Genomic DNA, 13,929 nt, shown 5'->3' with positions numbered 1-13,929 from the left:
AGGCGTCGGATGGCTGAGGAGTTGTTTGATCCTGACGGCCCAGCTCTCTCGGTCATGGGCGCCACCCCATCGACGGTGGCAGACCACCTCATAGCATGGACGCCTGCGCACCCAGAGTGGGACATTCTTCGCGTTCGAGGCCCCAAATCCTTTGACGAAGCACGCTTTTTCGACGAAGTGGCTGCTGCGTTGCAGTTTCCCTATTACTTCGGCGAGAACTGGAATGCATTGTGGGACTGCATAACCGACCTCAACTGGCTACCAGGGCTGAGTTACTTGATCATCTTTGATTCGGCGGAGCATCTCCTCTCGGAGTCCGACCGTGGGTTTCAATCCTTACTTACAGTCCTTACAGATGCGCATGAGAGATGGCATCAAGAGACCGCAGACTTCGGCGCCCGTGGCCGCCGGCCAATCGCGTTTCAATCAATACTGGCGTGCGACCCTGACGCTGTTGACGCGTTGGTAGCGAGGATAAGCGCCGCAGGCGCCACGTTCGCTCGCCTCTGATGCTCTCGCCTGCGGAGTCGCGGATATTGATGAGGTGGACGCCCCGACCGACGAGGACTCGCGGCCAATATCGCTCCGGGGTCGCAGCAGCCCCGATTCGAGCTGTCCGCAGAACCACTGCCGTACTGGCGGCGTCATCAAATGTTGACACGCTGCGGTGCCGTCCTGGTTACCTCTACTGCTTGCGCATACCGACAAGGTCCTTGGCCGACATCCGCGGCACAGCTGCGAGGCAAGCCCACGTCACGCCGATCACCATCCACAGCAAGGCCTGGTTCACCAACGAATACAGCCGGAACTCGGCCAGCACCTCGGCCGGAAAGCCGCCCAACACCAGGCCGTCAGGTCCGCTCAGCGGGCCGGGGACTTCGTGGAAGCTGGGCAGCAGCGCCATCGCGCACAGCATCACCGCCACGTAGCCGCCGGCCGCAACACCAGTGGCCCGCCAGGCACCCCACCGACGCGACCAAGCCAGCCCAGCAGCCACCGCGACGCATGCACCCACGACGGAGACCACCGTGATCGCCAGGAACGACGAACTACGCGCTCCGATCGTGTCTTCCAGCCCCACCGTCGGCGGATTCGCCGGATACTTCAGGCTCGGCACCAACACAATCACCACAAACATGCCCGCGGATAGCGCCAACGCCAGACCGGTCGAATCCGGCGTGATGCCCCGTCGTCCCAACACGGTTCGAATCGCGTTGTAGGCCACCGCGAACAGCACACCCATGACGATGCCGAACACGACGACACCGACCGCAGCGCCGACGTTCTCTTGCACCGCACGGGTGAACACCTCATGACCGTGGTCATGCTCGCCCCCGGCAAGTTGTGACTCGGCGTGCTCGCGAGCACCCTCGTAGTCCACCGCGGCGCCGATCAGCGGTTCGATCATCACGCGGCTGAACGCGTATGACACGATGCCGGCCACCGCGCCGGGCACCAGAAAACGAACAGCGGTTAGTGACACGGGAATCCGAGCAGGTGCCGCGCATCATGCAGGAACTCGTGGATGTGGGTGTCCGAGCCGAACACCGACACCGCACCTTGGTCGTATCCCACGAAGTAGTACGCGATCAGCGCGAGCATAGTGATGACTGTCAATCGAGCCGGGGCGGCGAGCACTGCAGCGGCCGCCCGCAGGTTGACCCGGGGGACGGCAAAAGCGGGGTTTGCGTTGTTCATCGGAAATCCTCAGTGGTCGTGGTCGTGTGCGACGGGCAGCGCGTGGTCGCTGGCGTCGGTCAGCACCGGCGCGGTCAGCAGTTCGTGGCGGTCGACGAGCTTCTCGAGCGTCGCGACCCAGTGGTCGTAGTACTCCCATTGCCCGCGTTCGGATTCCGGGGTGCTCTCCCACTCGCCGATCGTCGCGATCAGCGTCTCCTGGAATTCACTCCACGGGTAGTGGCGGAACTCGGACAGTGCGAGCGCCAAGCCGAACGCCCTGCGCTGCCATTCGTGATCGAACTGCGGGGCGGCCTGGTCGGTGGTGCAGGTCTCGTGCCAGCTTCATGACGTCTGCCCCGCCAGCGCCACGCCGATCATCGACTCTGTTGTCACCAGATCCATCAACATCTCGTCTGTGAAATCTTCGGTGCCCGAGGGTCTTTCGGGAATCACGAACCACCGCGAGTGTCCACTGGAGTCCCACACCTTGATCTCGGTGTCGGCGGGCAGGTCCACACCGACTTCGGCGAGCACCTTGCGCGGCTCGCGGGCCGCGCGCGACCGGAACGTCGGGTCCTTGTACCAGTACGGCGGCAGCCCGAGTACCGGCCAGGGGAAACACGAGCACAATGTGCAGATCACCAGGTTGTGCACACCGGCGGTGTTGGCCACCGCCTGCAGGTGCTCGCCTTCAGCGCCGGCCATGCCGTCGGGGAAATCCATTTCGGCGATCGCTGCGGGCGTGTCGGTGACGATCTTCTCCGCGAATTCCGGGTCGGTCCAGGCCTTTACGACGATCTTCTTGCCGTTGAGCGGTGTCATCTCGGTCTCGAAATATGCGAGCACCTTGTCGACGGTCTGTGGTGTGATGACACCCTTCTCGATCAGCAATGACTCCAACGCGGCTGCCTTCGCCGCGCTGGCTTCCTCGCGGTCTGGCGGGTAAGCGAACTGGCCGGTCATGACTCCTCCTCGATCGGTTCCAAATAGGCCTCGAAAAGCTCGGCGTAGAGCATCAGTGGGCCGTCCTCCGCGCGCGGACCCCAGATTTCTGACGGCTCGAATTCGACGATGTAGATCGGCATCGGGTCGCCGATGCCGTCGCCGGTGTGGCAGAAGTAGGCGTAGTCACCTTCGAAGACGCGTTCCACGGTGCCGGTGCGTCCGCGCAGATAGCCCGGCAACCGGCTGTGCGCGTCGGCAGGCACATTGGTGATGCGCACGGTTGACCCGACGGCAAACTTCGGATGAGCGACGTCGCGGCGTGGGCTGTCACCCTCACGCAGATAGGCGATCACCTGGTCGTCGACCGCGGCCTCCCCCGAAACGTCTGGTGCTGAAGGGAGTTCGGCGGCGCGCGCGGTGAGCTCCTCTTCGGTCACGTAGCCCTTGTCGATGAAGAACTGGGTGATGCCGCCCAGCCACTTCTCGTAGTAGCGGTACTTGAAGTAGTCGAACGGGTTCATCGCCTCGGCGCCGGTACGCAGGTCGGCCCATGTCCATTCGTCCTTGAAGGCCGTCGGCACCTCGTCGATCGGATAGGCAGGCAGTGCGGAGCCGAGATGGTTCGACAACCCCATCATCGCGACGTGGATGCCGAAGATGCGTTTCTCCCACTCTTCAACGAAGACACGCTTTTCCATCGTCAGCGGTTCGGGCAGGCCTTCCAGGCCGCCGAGATAGTGCTGCAGTTTCATCAGGCAGGACTTCCTTCCGTTGGCGCGGTCCCGGTTGGCCTAACGCGGTCATCGGCCGTTTTCTTCGTCATCGCGGTGGCCAAATACTCCTGAAGCAGTCCGAAGGACGCCCCGAGCACGCACGCGACGGCGGCGACGAGTCCGGGGTGGGAGATGGTGGTGACGGTGATGTCGTTGCGGGTGCCTGCCACCGTCGACACGGTGGAGGCGAATCCGACGACGACGGCAGGCGTGGTCGACAACAGCGGTACCCACGACGCCTGCACCATCACCGCACTGCCAACGCCCACCGCGATCGCGGTGACCAGCAGGCTGCCGCCCATCAGGTAGGCGGCGTAGAGGCTCGCCGACGCGATGACCACGCCGACGAGGTTCGACGACACGGAGCGAATCCAGCCGACGGTCCCGCCGCCGACGAAGAAGAACGACGCCCACGCCAAGAACACCACCCAGATGGGCACAGTGATGACTTCTGCGGTCAGTGCGACCGCCAGTCCGCCTAGGACGCCGATGCTCAGCGTCGAGGCTGTCCGAGAATCCATGAAAGGAGCTTCAGCTCAGCAGGTTTCGCCGGTGTTACGCTTGGAATTCTCAGACCGTCAGGACCGGACACGATTCGCGCAAATCCGGACGTGCGGTCGGCAACGTCGTCGTAACACATGGCCGTTAGCTTGTGTGCACCTTTAGATGGGGGTGTGACGGTGCCCGACGAGAACAGGCCGCAGCGGCCGGGGAAGGCACACAAGACTGTCGTCTTCGCGTTGTACGACAAGGTGACGCTGCAGGACGTGGCCGCGCCGTTGGAAATCTTCGCCCGTGCCAACGACTTTGGCGCGCGATACGACGTGATCTTGGCCTCGCTGACCGGTGAAGCCGTCCAGACGACGTCATACGTCACGCTGAATGTCGACACGTCTCTCGCAGAGGTGCCCGACCGGATCGACACGCTGATCGTGCCGGGCGGTGTGCCCGCCGACTTCAAATTCACGCCGGGTGAGCACGACATCCCAGAGGAGCAGACGCCCGACGTCGTCGAGTCGGCGTTGCAGATGGTGCGCGAACTGGCGCCGCGGGCGCGCAGGGTGGCGTCGGTGTGCACAGGCGCGTTTGTGCTTGCCGCGCTCGGTTTGCTCGACGGGCGCCGCGCGACCACGCATTGGGCGCATTGTCAGGAGTTGGCGCGCGCCTATCCGCACGTCTCGGTGGACCCTGATTCGCTGTTCGTTCAGGACGGCGCGTTCATCACCGGTGCGGGCATCAGCGCCGGCATCGACCTCGGCCTGGCGCTGGTGGAAAGCGACTACGGCCCGGACGTGGCCAGGCGGGTGGCGCGGTGGATGGTGGTGTTTCTGCAGCGCCCGGGCGGTCAGGCGCAGTTCAGTGTGTGGACCGAGGCGGCGTTGCCGGTTTCGAGGGGACTGCGCGAGATCCTGGACTCCGTTGTCGCCGATCCCAGCGCTGACCATTCCATCGCGACCATGGCCGATCGCGCGGCCGTGAGCGAGCGGCATCTCGTGCGCATGTTCCGGGTCCAGGTCGGGATGACGCCGGCCCGGTTTGTCGAGCGGGCGCGACTGGAGGCGGCCAAGGTGCTGCTCGCCACCGGAGACAACAGCCAGGAAGCGGTTGCGCGGCGGGCTGGCTTCGGTTCGGCGGACACGATGCGACGCACCTTCCGCCGCGCGCTCGGCGTCTCCCCCAGCATGTATCGGAGTCGCTTCCGGACGACAGGTGTGCGGTCGACCGCGCCCGTCGGCTCACGTTGAGTCTCGAAATCTAGGTCGCGAACGGGCGACAATGGCGGTGATGCTCCGCCGCGACACCAAGACAGATTCGCTCCAGTTGCCCGACTACCGGGCAGAGGCTGGGGTACTGCCGTGACGGCGTGTCCATATTGCGGTACAGCTGTTGACAGCAGCGGAGTCTGTGAAAAGTGCGGCGCCCCAGGCAAAGACGTCGCCCTGACCGGTTGGCGTCCCGACCCGACGGCACGGCATGAAGGCCGGTACTACATCGCCGGACGCCCCACCAGGCGGGTACGCAACGGCAGGGCCCAGTCCGACGACCCCGATGGTGGCGCCATGCTGCCCGACTACGTCGATGTGCCCGCGCGCGGCAGGACCAGTATCCGGTCAACCTGGCTGGGCACCGGCGCGGCGGCCGTCGTCATCGTCACGGCGGCCCTGGTGTTTTGGGCGCTGCACGTTCCCGAACGCCGTCATTCGCCGCCGCCGGAGGACGTCTACCTGTCCACGTTGCACGATGCCGGGCTGGCCGGCCAGTTCAACTCCGATGCCAACGCGGTTGCGCACGGCAAGCAGGTCTGCCGGCAACTCGACGACGGCGGGCCGCAGCAGGGTCAGACCGCCGACAAGATCGCCGTCGATATTTTCTGTCCGCGGTTCGCCACCGGCTTCCGTGTTCTCGAAAATGCCACTGTGACAGGGACATTCGTGCTGACCGGTGGTGGACCAGAGGCGGTTGTCAGTTCGATCGCAGCAGACAATGGGGCATGCCACGGAGTCAACGGCTACTCCGATATCACCCCCGCCACGCAGGTCGTCGTCCGTAACGGCAAAGGCGAGATCCTGACCTCAACATCACTAGGTGAGGGCAAGGGCGACGAAACGACCTGCACGTTCCTGTTCACCTTCCCCATCACGGAGGGCCAGGACCGATACGTCGTTTCCGTGAGCCACCGCGGGGACTTCATCTACACCTTCGACCAGCTCGCCAGTCACGGGATCCATATCCGCCTCGGCAACCCGTAGTCGCCACCCACCCCAGGTGTGCCGCAGACATAACCCCGGAATACTCAGTTTCGTTGCCGTCACGCGGCGCCTTTGTACCGCAGCCGATACCACGTGGGAGCGGCCTTCCGCAGTGGTCGCGGCATGCCCTCGGTCGATGCGACGTCCGTCTCGGTGACATCCCAACCGGGGAAGGACTTTTCGATGGTCGACCGGTTCGCGCCGCGAGGCAGCGGCCTGGGCAACCTGTCCGGCTGGAACGCCAGCAACAGCAATGTGGCACCCGGAGCGGCGAGCGCGGTGACACTACGCCCCATTGCGGTCCGCTGGTGCGGGCTGAGCCCGTGGTAGCAGCCGATGTCGAGGAAGAAGTCGTATCCGGCACCGACATCGTCCGCGCCGAGGTCAGTGACATCGGCCTGCATCGCCGAAGCGGGCAGCCGCTGTTCGGCGAGGCGGCGTTTGGCTCGGGTGACGGCCCGGGCATTCGAATCGACCCCGGTGACCGTCCATCCGCGGGCGGCCAACTCGAGGGTGTGCATGCCGGTGCCGCAGCCGAGGTCGAGCGCCTTGCCAGGCGCCGCGCGTTCGGCCTCTTCGCGGGCGAACAAGCGCTTCAACGTGGCTCGGTCGGCTTCACCGGCGGCCTCCCACGGCGTGAAACCGACCGCGTAGGCGACTGAGTAGAACAGGCTCATCGTTTCCTCAATTCATTCGAGTCATACTAGAATTAATTGTGAGTAGGATGCCCCACTGTGGCCGGAGATGTCAACACGCGACGGTATGACGCGACGCGTCGCCGCGCCGCCGCCACGGAGCGACGCGTTCGCATCGTGAAGACCGCGGCCGAGTTGTTCCTGTCCGGCGGTTATCTCCAGACGAGAATGGCCGAAATCGCCACGGCGTCAGGCGTTTCGAACGACCTCATTTTCCGGCTGTTCGGCAACAAGCGCGGTGTGCTCAAAGAGGTGATGGACTACGTCGTCGGCGGGGACGACGAGGACATCCCCTTTCTCGAGCGCGAGGGACCTCAGACCGTCCGGCAAAGCAGAGACCAACGAGAGCAGTTGCACCGCTTCGCCGTTGGTATCACCGCACAGTTACGCCGCGTCGGCCCCTACAACGCGCTGCTGCGTGACGCGGCCGCTGTCGAACCCGAAATCGCCTCGCTACGTGACGATCTGAACTTGCGGCAGCGGCGGGAGGCGATGACGACCGTCGCAGAATGGGTCGCGGCCAACGGTCCGTTGCGGGACTCGATGAGCGTCGAGGACGCGGCGGCCGTCCTGTGGACGCTCACGAGCAGCGAGGTGTACGCCATGTTCACCCAGCAGTGGCAGTGGAGCAGCGACCAGTATCAGGACTGGCTGCGGCATACCCTCCAGGCGACGCTGCTGAGGCAGGGCTAGGCATCCACTGCTGACCATCCCAATAGCGTTGTCCAGAAACGCCGCTCGGATCCGGATACCAACCAGCCTGCGGCGTGGCCGGCGTACCCGTTCGTGGTGAGAGTCGTTGAGGTGCAATGAGTCCCCCTCTAGCGTCGCGGTTCTCGACCGACGCCGCCAGCGCGCGAACGCCTAGGGCGGCCAACCCGTAGATGATGATGCTGTTAACGCCAAGAGCCAATGCTTCGGCAACACCGAAGTCCGGCAACGACGCTTCGAACAAGGAACCCAGCACGACGAGAACCATGAACACCAGCAGTGCGTAGTACAGCACCCGCAGAGCTTTGGCCGTTCGACGCCGCAGCGGGTACGCCAATAGCAGTCTTCTCGTCACCGACGCGTAGGTATCCGGCACGTCCGGCACCGGGGTGGCCGGCGCGATCAGAGAAGTGGCCTGTTGCAGCCACGCTTCGGCCGTCGCGCGTGCGTCTTGGTCGTCCGGGGAGCAACCGAGAGCCTGCTTGGCTTTCCACCATTCTGCTGCGAAATTCACCTGGCGCGTCGCGATATCCATCGCATACTTCTGGCGACCGATCTCCGAACGCCGGTCGTAGAGATCGCGTGTCACAATTCCAATAGCGCCTACAGCCGCGCCGACAACAGGGACCAGCAGCGGGAGATAATCCGGGTCAGCCACGATGGTCTTCCTTCCATCACTCGGGCCGCCGCTTACGGCCCCTCCGGCAACTCGAGAATGCCGCCAAGCTGAGCGGTGGGCGTGAGTAGTGCGGTACTCGTTCTTCGCCGGCGGGCTTGCGCGAGCGTGGTCCATGTCACAGCGCGTTTGGCGTTAGCTCCTACCCGCGTAATGGGTAGCCGCATGGGTGAGTGCGGAAAGCACAAGCAAACACACCACTTGAGGGGGCTTATCCACCATGTCTGCAACAGACACCGACACCAGGCTGCTCGCGCAGCTGCGCTCCATGCTTGATCTCACCCACACCGAGATCCAGGTCGCGGAAACACGCGTCGCGCAGGCCCGCACCGAGGCGGTGCGCAATGAGCTGTCACAGAATGCGAACAATGGCCGCATCCGCGCCGAGGCCATTCAGAAGGCGATCAGGGACCTGGGCGGTTTTCCCGACACGATCGGCCCGTTCCTCGGCCGCGCCGCGGCTGCGGTCAAGGCGCTGACCGAGCAGGCTCAGCCGTTCGACGAGGCGCTGCTCGGCGACCTCGCACTGGAGGACCAGCTGCTCGATCGTGCCCGTTACATCAAGGCGCTGGCGGTAGCCGGTAAGCACACCGACGTGCAAGAGCTCGCGGACCGGCTGATCACCGCGCATTCGGCCACGGTCAATTGGCTGACGACGGTGCTGGCCGAGGACGCGCTCGGTGGCCCCGCCGCGTTGCGGCGCACGCCGCTGCAGGCCACCGCAGGCACCGCGATCAAGCTGTTCAACCTGCCGGCGACGTGGTCGGCGCAGTCGGTCGACCGGGCGGTCGAAGTACTGCGTTCGACCGGGCCTGCGGTCGAGGAGCTGCGGCGCCGCGCCCAGCGGGCCAGTGAAGTGACGCTCAAGGCACTGGGTGCTTCGCGTGATGCGGCGCTCCAACGTGCCGAAGAGGTCGTCCGCGGCGAAGGCGCAGGCAAGGCCGCCGACGCGCTGCACTCCGCACGTGCGGCCGGCGGCGTGCTCGACGCCTCGGAGTTGCCGATTGCGGACTACGACGAACTGACGGTCGCCGACGCGGTCGCGGAGGTCAAGGAGCTCACCGATCCGAGCGACATCCGCGCGATCGTGGCCTACGAGGAGGCGCACAAGAATCGTGCGCGCGTCGTGTCGGCTGCCCAAACAAGGCTTGCTGATATCGCTCAAGAAGTGGTCGGTATCAGCACCTAACCGCCCGATGCCCGCCTGTGAGCGACTGTCGCTTGCAGGCGGGCATTTTCATGCCCATCCAACGGCGTCGCTGCTTCGAATCCCTCTAGATCATGGGTCCGAAGGGAGACGAGTTGGCCAACGCAACGAACATCGAGCCGAGAGCAATGGTGAGGTGGCGATGGATCGCTGCGGTGCTGGCGCTGAGCCAGTTGGCCGCGCCGTTCGTCGCCGAAGCGATCGCCGGTAATTTCCTCGAGTCGGGCGCCACGAACGAGGCGCTGATCACGCCAGCCGGGTACGCGTTCGGCCTGTGGGGTTTGATCACTGCGCTGAGTGCGGCGACGGCGGTGGCGATTCTGCGCTACGGCCTGGGCGCGTGGTGGGAGACGAGCCTGCTCATCGACACCTGCGTGGTGTTCGTCGGATTCAGCGTGTGGCTGGTGGTGGCCGCGCAGGACTGGCTGTGGGTCAGCGTGGTGGTCTTCGCGGTGATGGTGTCGGCGTTGATCCACATCATGCGGCTACTGGTGCGACGGCCACACGATATGACGTGTCCGCGGTGGCTGGCTGTGTTGGCGACGGTGACGTTCGGCGTGTATCTGGGGTGGAGCAGCATCGCGGTGTTCGCGAATGTTGCGGCGGCACTGATCAATTCGGGCGTATCGGCGTCGGCGCCGTGGTGGCAGTTCGCGGTGTTGGTGACTGCCGCGGTGTTCGCGTTGGGGATGACGACGATGTTGCGCGGGTCTCCCGGATACGTGGCTGGCGCGTTATGGGCGCTGGTGGCGATCGCAATCGGCGCTGCGGGGCGGGACAGCGTCGTGTTGTCGGTGACGGCAGCCGTGGCGGCGGTCGTCGTGCTGGGCTCGGCGGTTGTGCTTCGCCGCCGATGAATTCATCGCTCCGGCCGCAGCTGCGCTGGCTCGGGTTCTGGCGTGAGGTTCGCGAGCGTGTCGGCAATCGTGTCGAAGGCATTCGTTTCGGCGATGTCGGCGGCCAGCGTGCGAGCGGCGGCGCGATAGCGCTCGTTCGAGAGGATGTCGTCGACGGCCGCGGTGATGTGCGACGGCGAAAGTCGTTTGGCGTCAAGGGTTATGGCGGCTCCGGCAGCGTGCACGCGCGCAGCCACCTCGGGCTTGTCGGCGCCCTCCCCCGCGATGATCAGCGGGATGCCGTGAGAAAGCGCCTCATGCACCCCGCCGTAGCCGCCGTTGGTGATCATCATGTCGACGTGGGGCAGCAGTTCGTTGTAGGGCAGATAGTCGGTGATGTAGGCATTCGGCGGGATCCGGCCGGGCACTGTCGTGCGCCCCGGCCGGCCGGTCGTCACTACGAGCAGCAAGTCGCTGCGATGCCCGAGTGCGTCAAGCGTCGGCCGAATCAGGTCAGCGGGATCGTCGTTGTTCCAGGTGCCTTGTGTCACGTGCACCACCGTTGCGGCGGCGCGGGCATCGGTGAGCCAAGCGCGCGTGGACTCGGTCGTCTGTGCACGAGGAAGGACAGGCCCGGTGAAGACCACGGAGCGTGGCAAATCGCTGCGCGGGAATTCAAGCGCGGGAATGGTCAGCTGCAGCAGCCGATCGGCGAGCATCGGCCAGTCTGTGAGAAACACCGGCGAGGGTGACGGCCCGAGTTCGCTTACGCAGCGGTTGAACTCGGCTTGAATGTCGGCGAACAGTACGCGTTGCACGAACCAGTGCATCCCGCCGTAATCCGTGTTTGGGCGTGGCTGCCAAGCCATGCCGAACGGCGGGGTATCGGCACTGGACAAGGTCAGCGGCCCCACGCCGCACACGAGGACAGGCGGACGCCGCAGCTCGCTCAAGATCAACGGCACGGCACCGGTGAACGCGACGTCGCACAACACCGCATCGACGTCTGCTGCGTGCACTGCGCCGAGTAGCGCGTGGTATTGCGCTGCCATGGGTTCGATGAAAACCGAGCGCATTTCGGCGCGTCCGGCCAACAACCGGTTCATCAGCGAGGGCAGCCACGCCCTGCCAACACTCCTACCGCGCTGCGCAGACGGCTGCCCGGCGAGTGGCAGACCGATCGCGTGAACGCCAGAGGTGCTGATCGAATCGTGGTAGCGCGCACCGGTGAGCATGGTTACGTGGTGGCCGCGGTCGTGCAGATCCGCGGCGATGCGCAGCATCGGCATTACATGACCGGCCAAGGGGCTTGCGGCTAGGAGATATCGGGCCATGGCGCCTTTCGTCGAATGGCTATCAGCTGCGCTGATGCCAAGCGTAGCCATCGATGCATGACCGATGCACACGCTGACAAACGTGTGGTTTAGGCGACGGCCTTTCACGGGTACCCTTGCAAAACCATCTCGGTTGATCCAACAGCCTGAGCCCGTTGTGGCGTCGCAAAATTTCCGCTTCAGCTTTGTTGATCAAGCCGCGGATGACGAGGCGTCACTGTCCCGGCCTGCGCTGTCGGATTAAGGATTGTCATGACGCTCCTCGATACGGCCGACGTCGCGCCCAGCACACGAACCACCACGCCACGGCCTGCACCTGTATCCCGACGGCACGACGTCGGCGAATACGACGACGTAGTCGAAAAGTTTCGACGGTTGGCGACTCTGCCGCCGGGCTCAACTGCCTGGAAGCACCAGCGCGAGGCCATCGTGGTTCGATGCCTCCCGTTGGCCGAACACATCGCGCGACGGTTCAACAACCGCGGCATGGAGTCCGATGACCTGGTGCAGGTGGCCCGTATCGGCCTAGTGGCGGCCGTGGATCGCTTCGACGTCGAGAATGGCGCGCACTTCGCGTCTTTTGCGATACCCACCATCACGGGCGAGCTGCGTCGACATTTCCGCGACCGGGGCTGGGCGGTGCGGGTGCCACGCCGCCTCAAGGACATGAACGTCGCTATGTCGTCGACCATCTCAACGCTTACTCACCAACTCGGGCGGGCGCCCGTCGCAACTGAATTAGCCGCCGAACTCGGTGTCGACCGGGAGGAGGTAGTGCAGGCGCTGATCGCACGGGACTGCTACCGCCCCACGTCTTTGGACGCCCCGCTGACCACCCGTGAGGGTAGAACTGAAACGCTCGGCGCCTCGATCGGCGAAGCGGAGCCTGATTACGAGCTCGTACTGAACCGAGAAGTGGTGCGCGCGTTGATTGCTCGCCTTGATGACCGCCAGCGCGCTGTGCTGAGAATGCGATTCTTTGAGTCGATGACACAGAGCCAGATCGCCGAGCAGCTAGGGGTGTCGCAGATGCATGTGTCGCGCATTCTCGCGCGCACACTGGCCGAAATGCGCGACGCACTGGGGTGAGTCGACAAGTTTTCGACCACAAGCCCCGTATCTGAGAGGAGTCCCCTATGAGCACAACCATCGCGTCAGTGGACGTGGATCGCCCCATCGAAATGGTCTACAACCAGTGGACCCAGTTCGAGTCGTTTCCGGATTTCATGGAAGGTGTCGAGCGCATCGAGCAGCGCGATGACACCCATTTGCATTGGGTCGTCAAGGTGGGTCCCGTGACCCGCGAATTCGACGCCACAGTCACCGAGCAACATCCCGACGAGCGGGTGGCCTGGAGATCCGATAGCGGCCCTGACCACGCAGGAGTGGTGACCTTCCACCGACTCGACGCCAACAAGACCCGTGTCACCACGCAGATGGATGTTGATCCCGACGGTTTCGTCGAGAACGTCGCAGACAAGCTGGGCATCCTCAAGACTCGCGTCAATGGCGATCTGCAGCGGTTCAAAAAGTTCATCGAAGACCGGCCGACGGAAACTGGGGCGTGGCGCGGGGACGTCTCGCAGCCGGACGCCTGACGCCGATGAGTTTCGGCCGGCGCGGTGGTCGTATTGAAGCAACGGCAACCCGACGGAACGGAACTTCACATGGCGCGCACCAACCTCTCGATGTCGATCTCGGCCGACGGCTACGTCGCCGGGCCGGACCAGAGCGAAGACCATCCGCTAGGGGTGGGCGGACTTGCTGTGCACGACTGGCATATCGGCCCCAACAGGGATCACCCGGTCAACCAGCAGGTGATGTCCGACATGCTCGACGGTATGGGCGCAACGATCATGGGGCGCAACATGTTCGGACCTATCCGCGGCGAATGGGGTGACTCGGATTGGCGGGGCTGGTGGGGCGACACCCCGCCGTATCACTGCCCTGTCTTCGTGCTCACCCACTACGCGCACGACCCGATCGAGATGGAGGGCGGGACCACGTTCCATTTCGTCACCGACGGCATCGAATCCGCCTACGCCCAGGCCGAGGCGGCCGCCGGCGGAAAGGACATCTCGATCGCCGGTGGGGCATCGTGCGGTCGCCAAGCGATCAAGGCCGGCCTAGTCGACGAGATCGACCTGCAAGTGTCGTCGGTGATCCTCGGCTCCGGTGAGCGCTTGTTCGACGGCTTCGAGCCCGGCGTGCCGAAGATGGAGCTGGTTCGCGTGCTCGAGGCTCCCGGCGTCGCACACCTCCGCTACCGCGTCCTGCGCTGAGCTTTTTGGTGTCATTCGGGGGTCTAACGTCGCGGTACGC

The 13,929-nt window shown here is 64.6% G+C and carries 17 protein-coding genes and 1 pseudogene; 9 read left to right on the top strand and 9 right to left on the bottom strand.

Annotated elements, in window-relative coordinates; all coding sequences use genetic code 11:
* Positions 1 to 9 precede the first annotated feature (9 nt).
* The gene (locus J3E61_RS14480) at positions 10 to 510 is read left to right on the top strand and encodes a barstar family protein (RefSeq protein WP_210084028.1); all 501 of its coding nucleotides are present in this window, start codon (positions 10 to 12) and stop codon (positions 508 to 510) included.
* A 175-nt stretch (positions 511 to 685) separates the two neighbouring features.
* Here J3E61_RS14480 and J3E61_RS14475 read toward each other — a convergent pair whose 3' ends face one another.
* The 6 genes and pseudogenes from J3E61_RS14475 to J3E61_RS14450 form a co-directional block, all read right to left on the bottom strand.
* The gene (locus tag J3E61_RS14475; protein WP_210085563.1) at positions 686 to 1,489 is read right to left on the bottom strand and encodes a CbtA family protein; all 804 of its coding nucleotides are present in this window, start codon (positions 1,487 to 1,489) and stop codon (positions 686 to 688) included.
* Entirely contained in the window at positions 1,474 to 1,698 is a 225-nt protein-coding gene (locus J3E61_RS14470) for a CbtB-domain containing protein (protein WP_210084027.1), read from the bottom strand. The genes J3E61_RS14475 and J3E61_RS14470 overlap by 16 nt, the downstream gene beginning before the upstream one ends.
* Positions 1,699 to 1,707: 9 nt before the next feature.
* Positions 1,708 to 2,016 (bottom strand): annotated as a pseudogene (locus J3E61_RS14465) (nitrile hydratase accessory protein); the annotation flags it as partial.
* Positions 2,017 to 2,022: 6 nt separating this feature from the next.
* Positions 2,023 to 2,643: a nitrile hydratase subunit alpha gene (gene nthA / locus J3E61_RS14460; RefSeq protein WP_210084026.1), complete on the bottom strand. Its 621-nt coding sequence runs from the start codon at positions 2,641 to 2,643 to the stop codon at positions 2,023 to 2,025.
* Positions 2,640 to 3,377, bottom strand: a complete 738-nt coding sequence (gene nthB, locus J3E61_RS14455; protein ID WP_192722270.1) for a nitrile hydratase subunit beta — start codon at positions 3,375 to 3,377, stop codon at positions 2,640 to 2,642. The genes nthA and nthB overlap by 4 nt, the downstream gene beginning before the upstream one ends.
* On the bottom strand, positions 3,377 to 3,919 hold the full coding sequence (locus J3E61_RS14450) for a DUF1097 domain-containing protein (RefSeq protein ID WP_210084025.1): 543 nt from the start codon (positions 3,917 to 3,919) through the stop codon (positions 3,377 to 3,379). The genes nthB and J3E61_RS14450 overlap by 1 nt, the downstream gene beginning before the upstream one ends.
* A 153-nt stretch (positions 3,920 to 4,072) precedes the next feature.
* Here J3E61_RS14450 and J3E61_RS14445 point away from each other — a divergent pair, with 153 nt between their 5' ends.
* Entirely contained in the window at positions 4,073 to 5,143 is a 1,071-nt protein-coding gene (locus tag J3E61_RS14445) for a GlxA family transcriptional regulator (RefSeq protein WP_210084024.1), read from the top strand.
* A gap of 111 nt (positions 5,144 to 5,254) precedes the next feature.
* The gene (locus J3E61_RS14440) at positions 5,255 to 6,148 is read left to right on the top strand and encodes a DUF732 domain-containing protein (protein WP_210084023.1); all 894 of its coding nucleotides are present in this window, start codon (positions 5,255 to 5,257) and stop codon (positions 6,146 to 6,148) included.
* A gap of 59 nt (positions 6,149 to 6,207) precedes the next feature.
* On the opposite strand, the gene J3E61_RS14435 is transcribed toward J3E61_RS14440, so the two are convergent.
* Positions 6,208 to 6,825: a class I SAM-dependent methyltransferase gene (locus tag J3E61_RS14435; protein ID WP_210084022.1), complete on the bottom strand. Its 618-nt coding sequence runs from the start codon at positions 6,823 to 6,825 to the stop codon at positions 6,208 to 6,210.
* 57 nt (positions 6,826 to 6,882) lie between these two features.
* Here J3E61_RS14435 and J3E61_RS14430 point away from each other — a divergent pair, with 57 nt between their 5' ends.
* Entirely contained in the window at positions 6,883 to 7,536 is a 654-nt protein-coding gene (locus J3E61_RS14430; RefSeq protein WP_210084021.1) for a TetR/AcrR family transcriptional regulator, read from the top strand.
* Here the strand turns inward: J3E61_RS14430 and J3E61_RS14425 are convergent.
* Positions 7,451 to 7,822, bottom strand: coding sequence for a DUF2510 domain-containing protein (locus tag J3E61_RS14425; RefSeq protein WP_210085562.1), 372 nt, complete (start codon positions 7,820 to 7,822; stop codon positions 7,451 to 7,453). The two genes, J3E61_RS14430 and J3E61_RS14425, sit on opposite strands and share 86 nt — an antisense overlap.
* Positions 7,823 to 8,450: 628 nt before the next feature.
* Between J3E61_RS14425 and J3E61_RS14420 the strand changes: the two genes are divergently transcribed.
* Both J3E61_RS14420 and J3E61_RS14415 read left to right on the top strand, forming a co-directional pair.
* Positions 8,451 to 9,419, top strand: coding sequence for a ferritin-like domain-containing protein (locus J3E61_RS14420; RefSeq protein WP_210084020.1), 969 nt, complete (start codon positions 8,451 to 8,453; stop codon positions 9,417 to 9,419).
* A 146-nt stretch (positions 9,420 to 9,565) separates the two neighbouring features.
* Positions 9,566 to 10,294 (top strand): hypothetical protein, encoded by a 729-nt coding sequence (locus J3E61_RS14415; protein WP_210085561.1) that lies wholly within the window; start codon positions 9,566 to 9,568, stop codon positions 10,292 to 10,294.
* Between the two features lie 2 nt (positions 10,295 to 10,296).
* Here J3E61_RS14415 and J3E61_RS14410 read toward each other — a convergent pair whose 3' ends face one another.
* A complete protein-coding gene (locus J3E61_RS14410) occupies positions 10,297 to 11,607 on the bottom strand; it encodes a glycosyltransferase family 1 protein (protein ID WP_210084019.1) in 1,311 nt (436 codons plus the stop codon).
* Positions 11,608 to 11,859: 252 nt separating this feature from the next.
* Here J3E61_RS14410 and J3E61_RS14405 point away from each other — a divergent pair, with 252 nt between their 5' ends.
* From J3E61_RS14405 to J3E61_RS14395, 3 genes are all read left to right on the top strand, one after another.
* Entirely contained in the window at positions 11,860 to 12,696 is an 837-nt protein-coding gene (locus tag J3E61_RS14405) for a SigB/SigF/SigG family RNA polymerase sigma factor (protein WP_210084018.1), read from the top strand.
* 47 nt (positions 12,697 to 12,743) lie between these two features.
* The gene (locus tag J3E61_RS14400; RefSeq protein ID WP_210084017.1) at positions 12,744 to 13,205 is read left to right on the top strand and encodes an SRPBCC family protein; all 462 of its coding nucleotides are present in this window, start codon (positions 12,744 to 12,746) and stop codon (positions 13,203 to 13,205) included.
* Positions 13,206 to 13,274: 69 nt separating this feature from the next.
* Positions 13,275 to 13,889, top strand: coding sequence for a dihydrofolate reductase family protein (locus tag J3E61_RS14395; RefSeq protein WP_210084016.1), 615 nt, complete (start codon positions 13,275 to 13,277; stop codon positions 13,887 to 13,889).
* The last annotated feature ends 40 nt before the right edge of the window (positions 13,890 to 13,929 follow it).

This window comes from Mycobacterium sp. OAE908, from assembly GCF_017872775.1.
Lineage (GTDB): Bacteria > Actinomycetota > Actinomycetes > Mycobacteriales > Mycobacteriaceae > Mycobacterium.
The sequence above is the reverse complement of the archived record's forward strand: the minus strand, read 5'-3'. Positions and strand labels throughout refer to the sequence as shown.

What these genes read in the sequence shown, in the direction of transcription:
- J3E61_RS14480 (WP_210084028.1), top strand. Translation starts at nt 10, where the DNA reads ATGGCTGAGGAGTTGTTTGATCCTGACGGCCCAGCTCTCTCGGTCATG.
- J3E61_RS14470 (WP_210084027.1), bottom strand. Translation starts at nt 1,698, where the DNA reads ATGAACAACGCAAACCCCGCTTTTGCCGTCCCCCGGGTCAACCTGCGG.
- nthA (WP_210084026.1), bottom strand. Translation starts at nt 2,643, where the DNA reads ATGACCGGCCAGTTCGCTTACCCGCCAGACCGCGAGGAAGCCAGCGCG.
- nthB (WP_192722270.1), bottom strand. Translation starts at nt 3,377, where the DNA reads ATGAAACTGCAGCACTATCTCGGCGGCCTGGAAGGCCTGCCCGAACCG.
- J3E61_RS14450 (WP_210084025.1), bottom strand. Translation starts at nt 3,919, where the DNA reads ATGGATTCTCGGACAGCCTCGACGCTGAGCATCGGCGTCCTAGGCGGA.
- J3E61_RS14435 (WP_210084022.1), bottom strand. Translation starts at nt 6,825, where the DNA reads ATGAGCCTGTTCTACTCAGTCGCCTACGCGGTCGGTTTCACGCCGTGG.
- J3E61_RS14425 (WP_210085562.1), bottom strand. Translation starts at nt 7,822, where the DNA reads ATGGTTCTCGTCGTGCTGGGTTCCTTGTTCGAAGCGTCGTTGCCGGAC.
- J3E61_RS14420 (WP_210084020.1), top strand. Translation starts at nt 8,451, where the DNA reads ATGTCTGCAACAGACACCGACACCAGGCTGCTCGCGCAGCTGCGCTCC.
- J3E61_RS14415 (WP_210085561.1), top strand. Translation starts at nt 9,566, where the DNA reads ATGGTGAGGTGGCGATGGATCGCTGCGGTGCTGGCGCTGAGCCAGTTG.
- J3E61_RS14410 (WP_210084019.1), bottom strand. Translation starts at nt 11,607, where the DNA reads ATGGCCCGATATCTCCTAGCCGCAAGCCCCTTGGCCGGTCATGTAATG.
- J3E61_RS14405 (WP_210084018.1), top strand. Translation starts at nt 11,860, where the DNA reads ATGACGCTCCTCGATACGGCCGACGTCGCGCCCAGCACACGAACCACC.
- J3E61_RS14400 (WP_210084017.1), top strand. Translation starts at nt 12,744, where the DNA reads ATGAGCACAACCATCGCGTCAGTGGACGTGGATCGCCCCATCGAAATG.
- J3E61_RS14395 (WP_210084016.1), top strand. Translation starts at nt 13,275, where the DNA reads ATGGCGCGCACCAACCTCTCGATGTCGATCTCGGCCGACGGCTACGTC.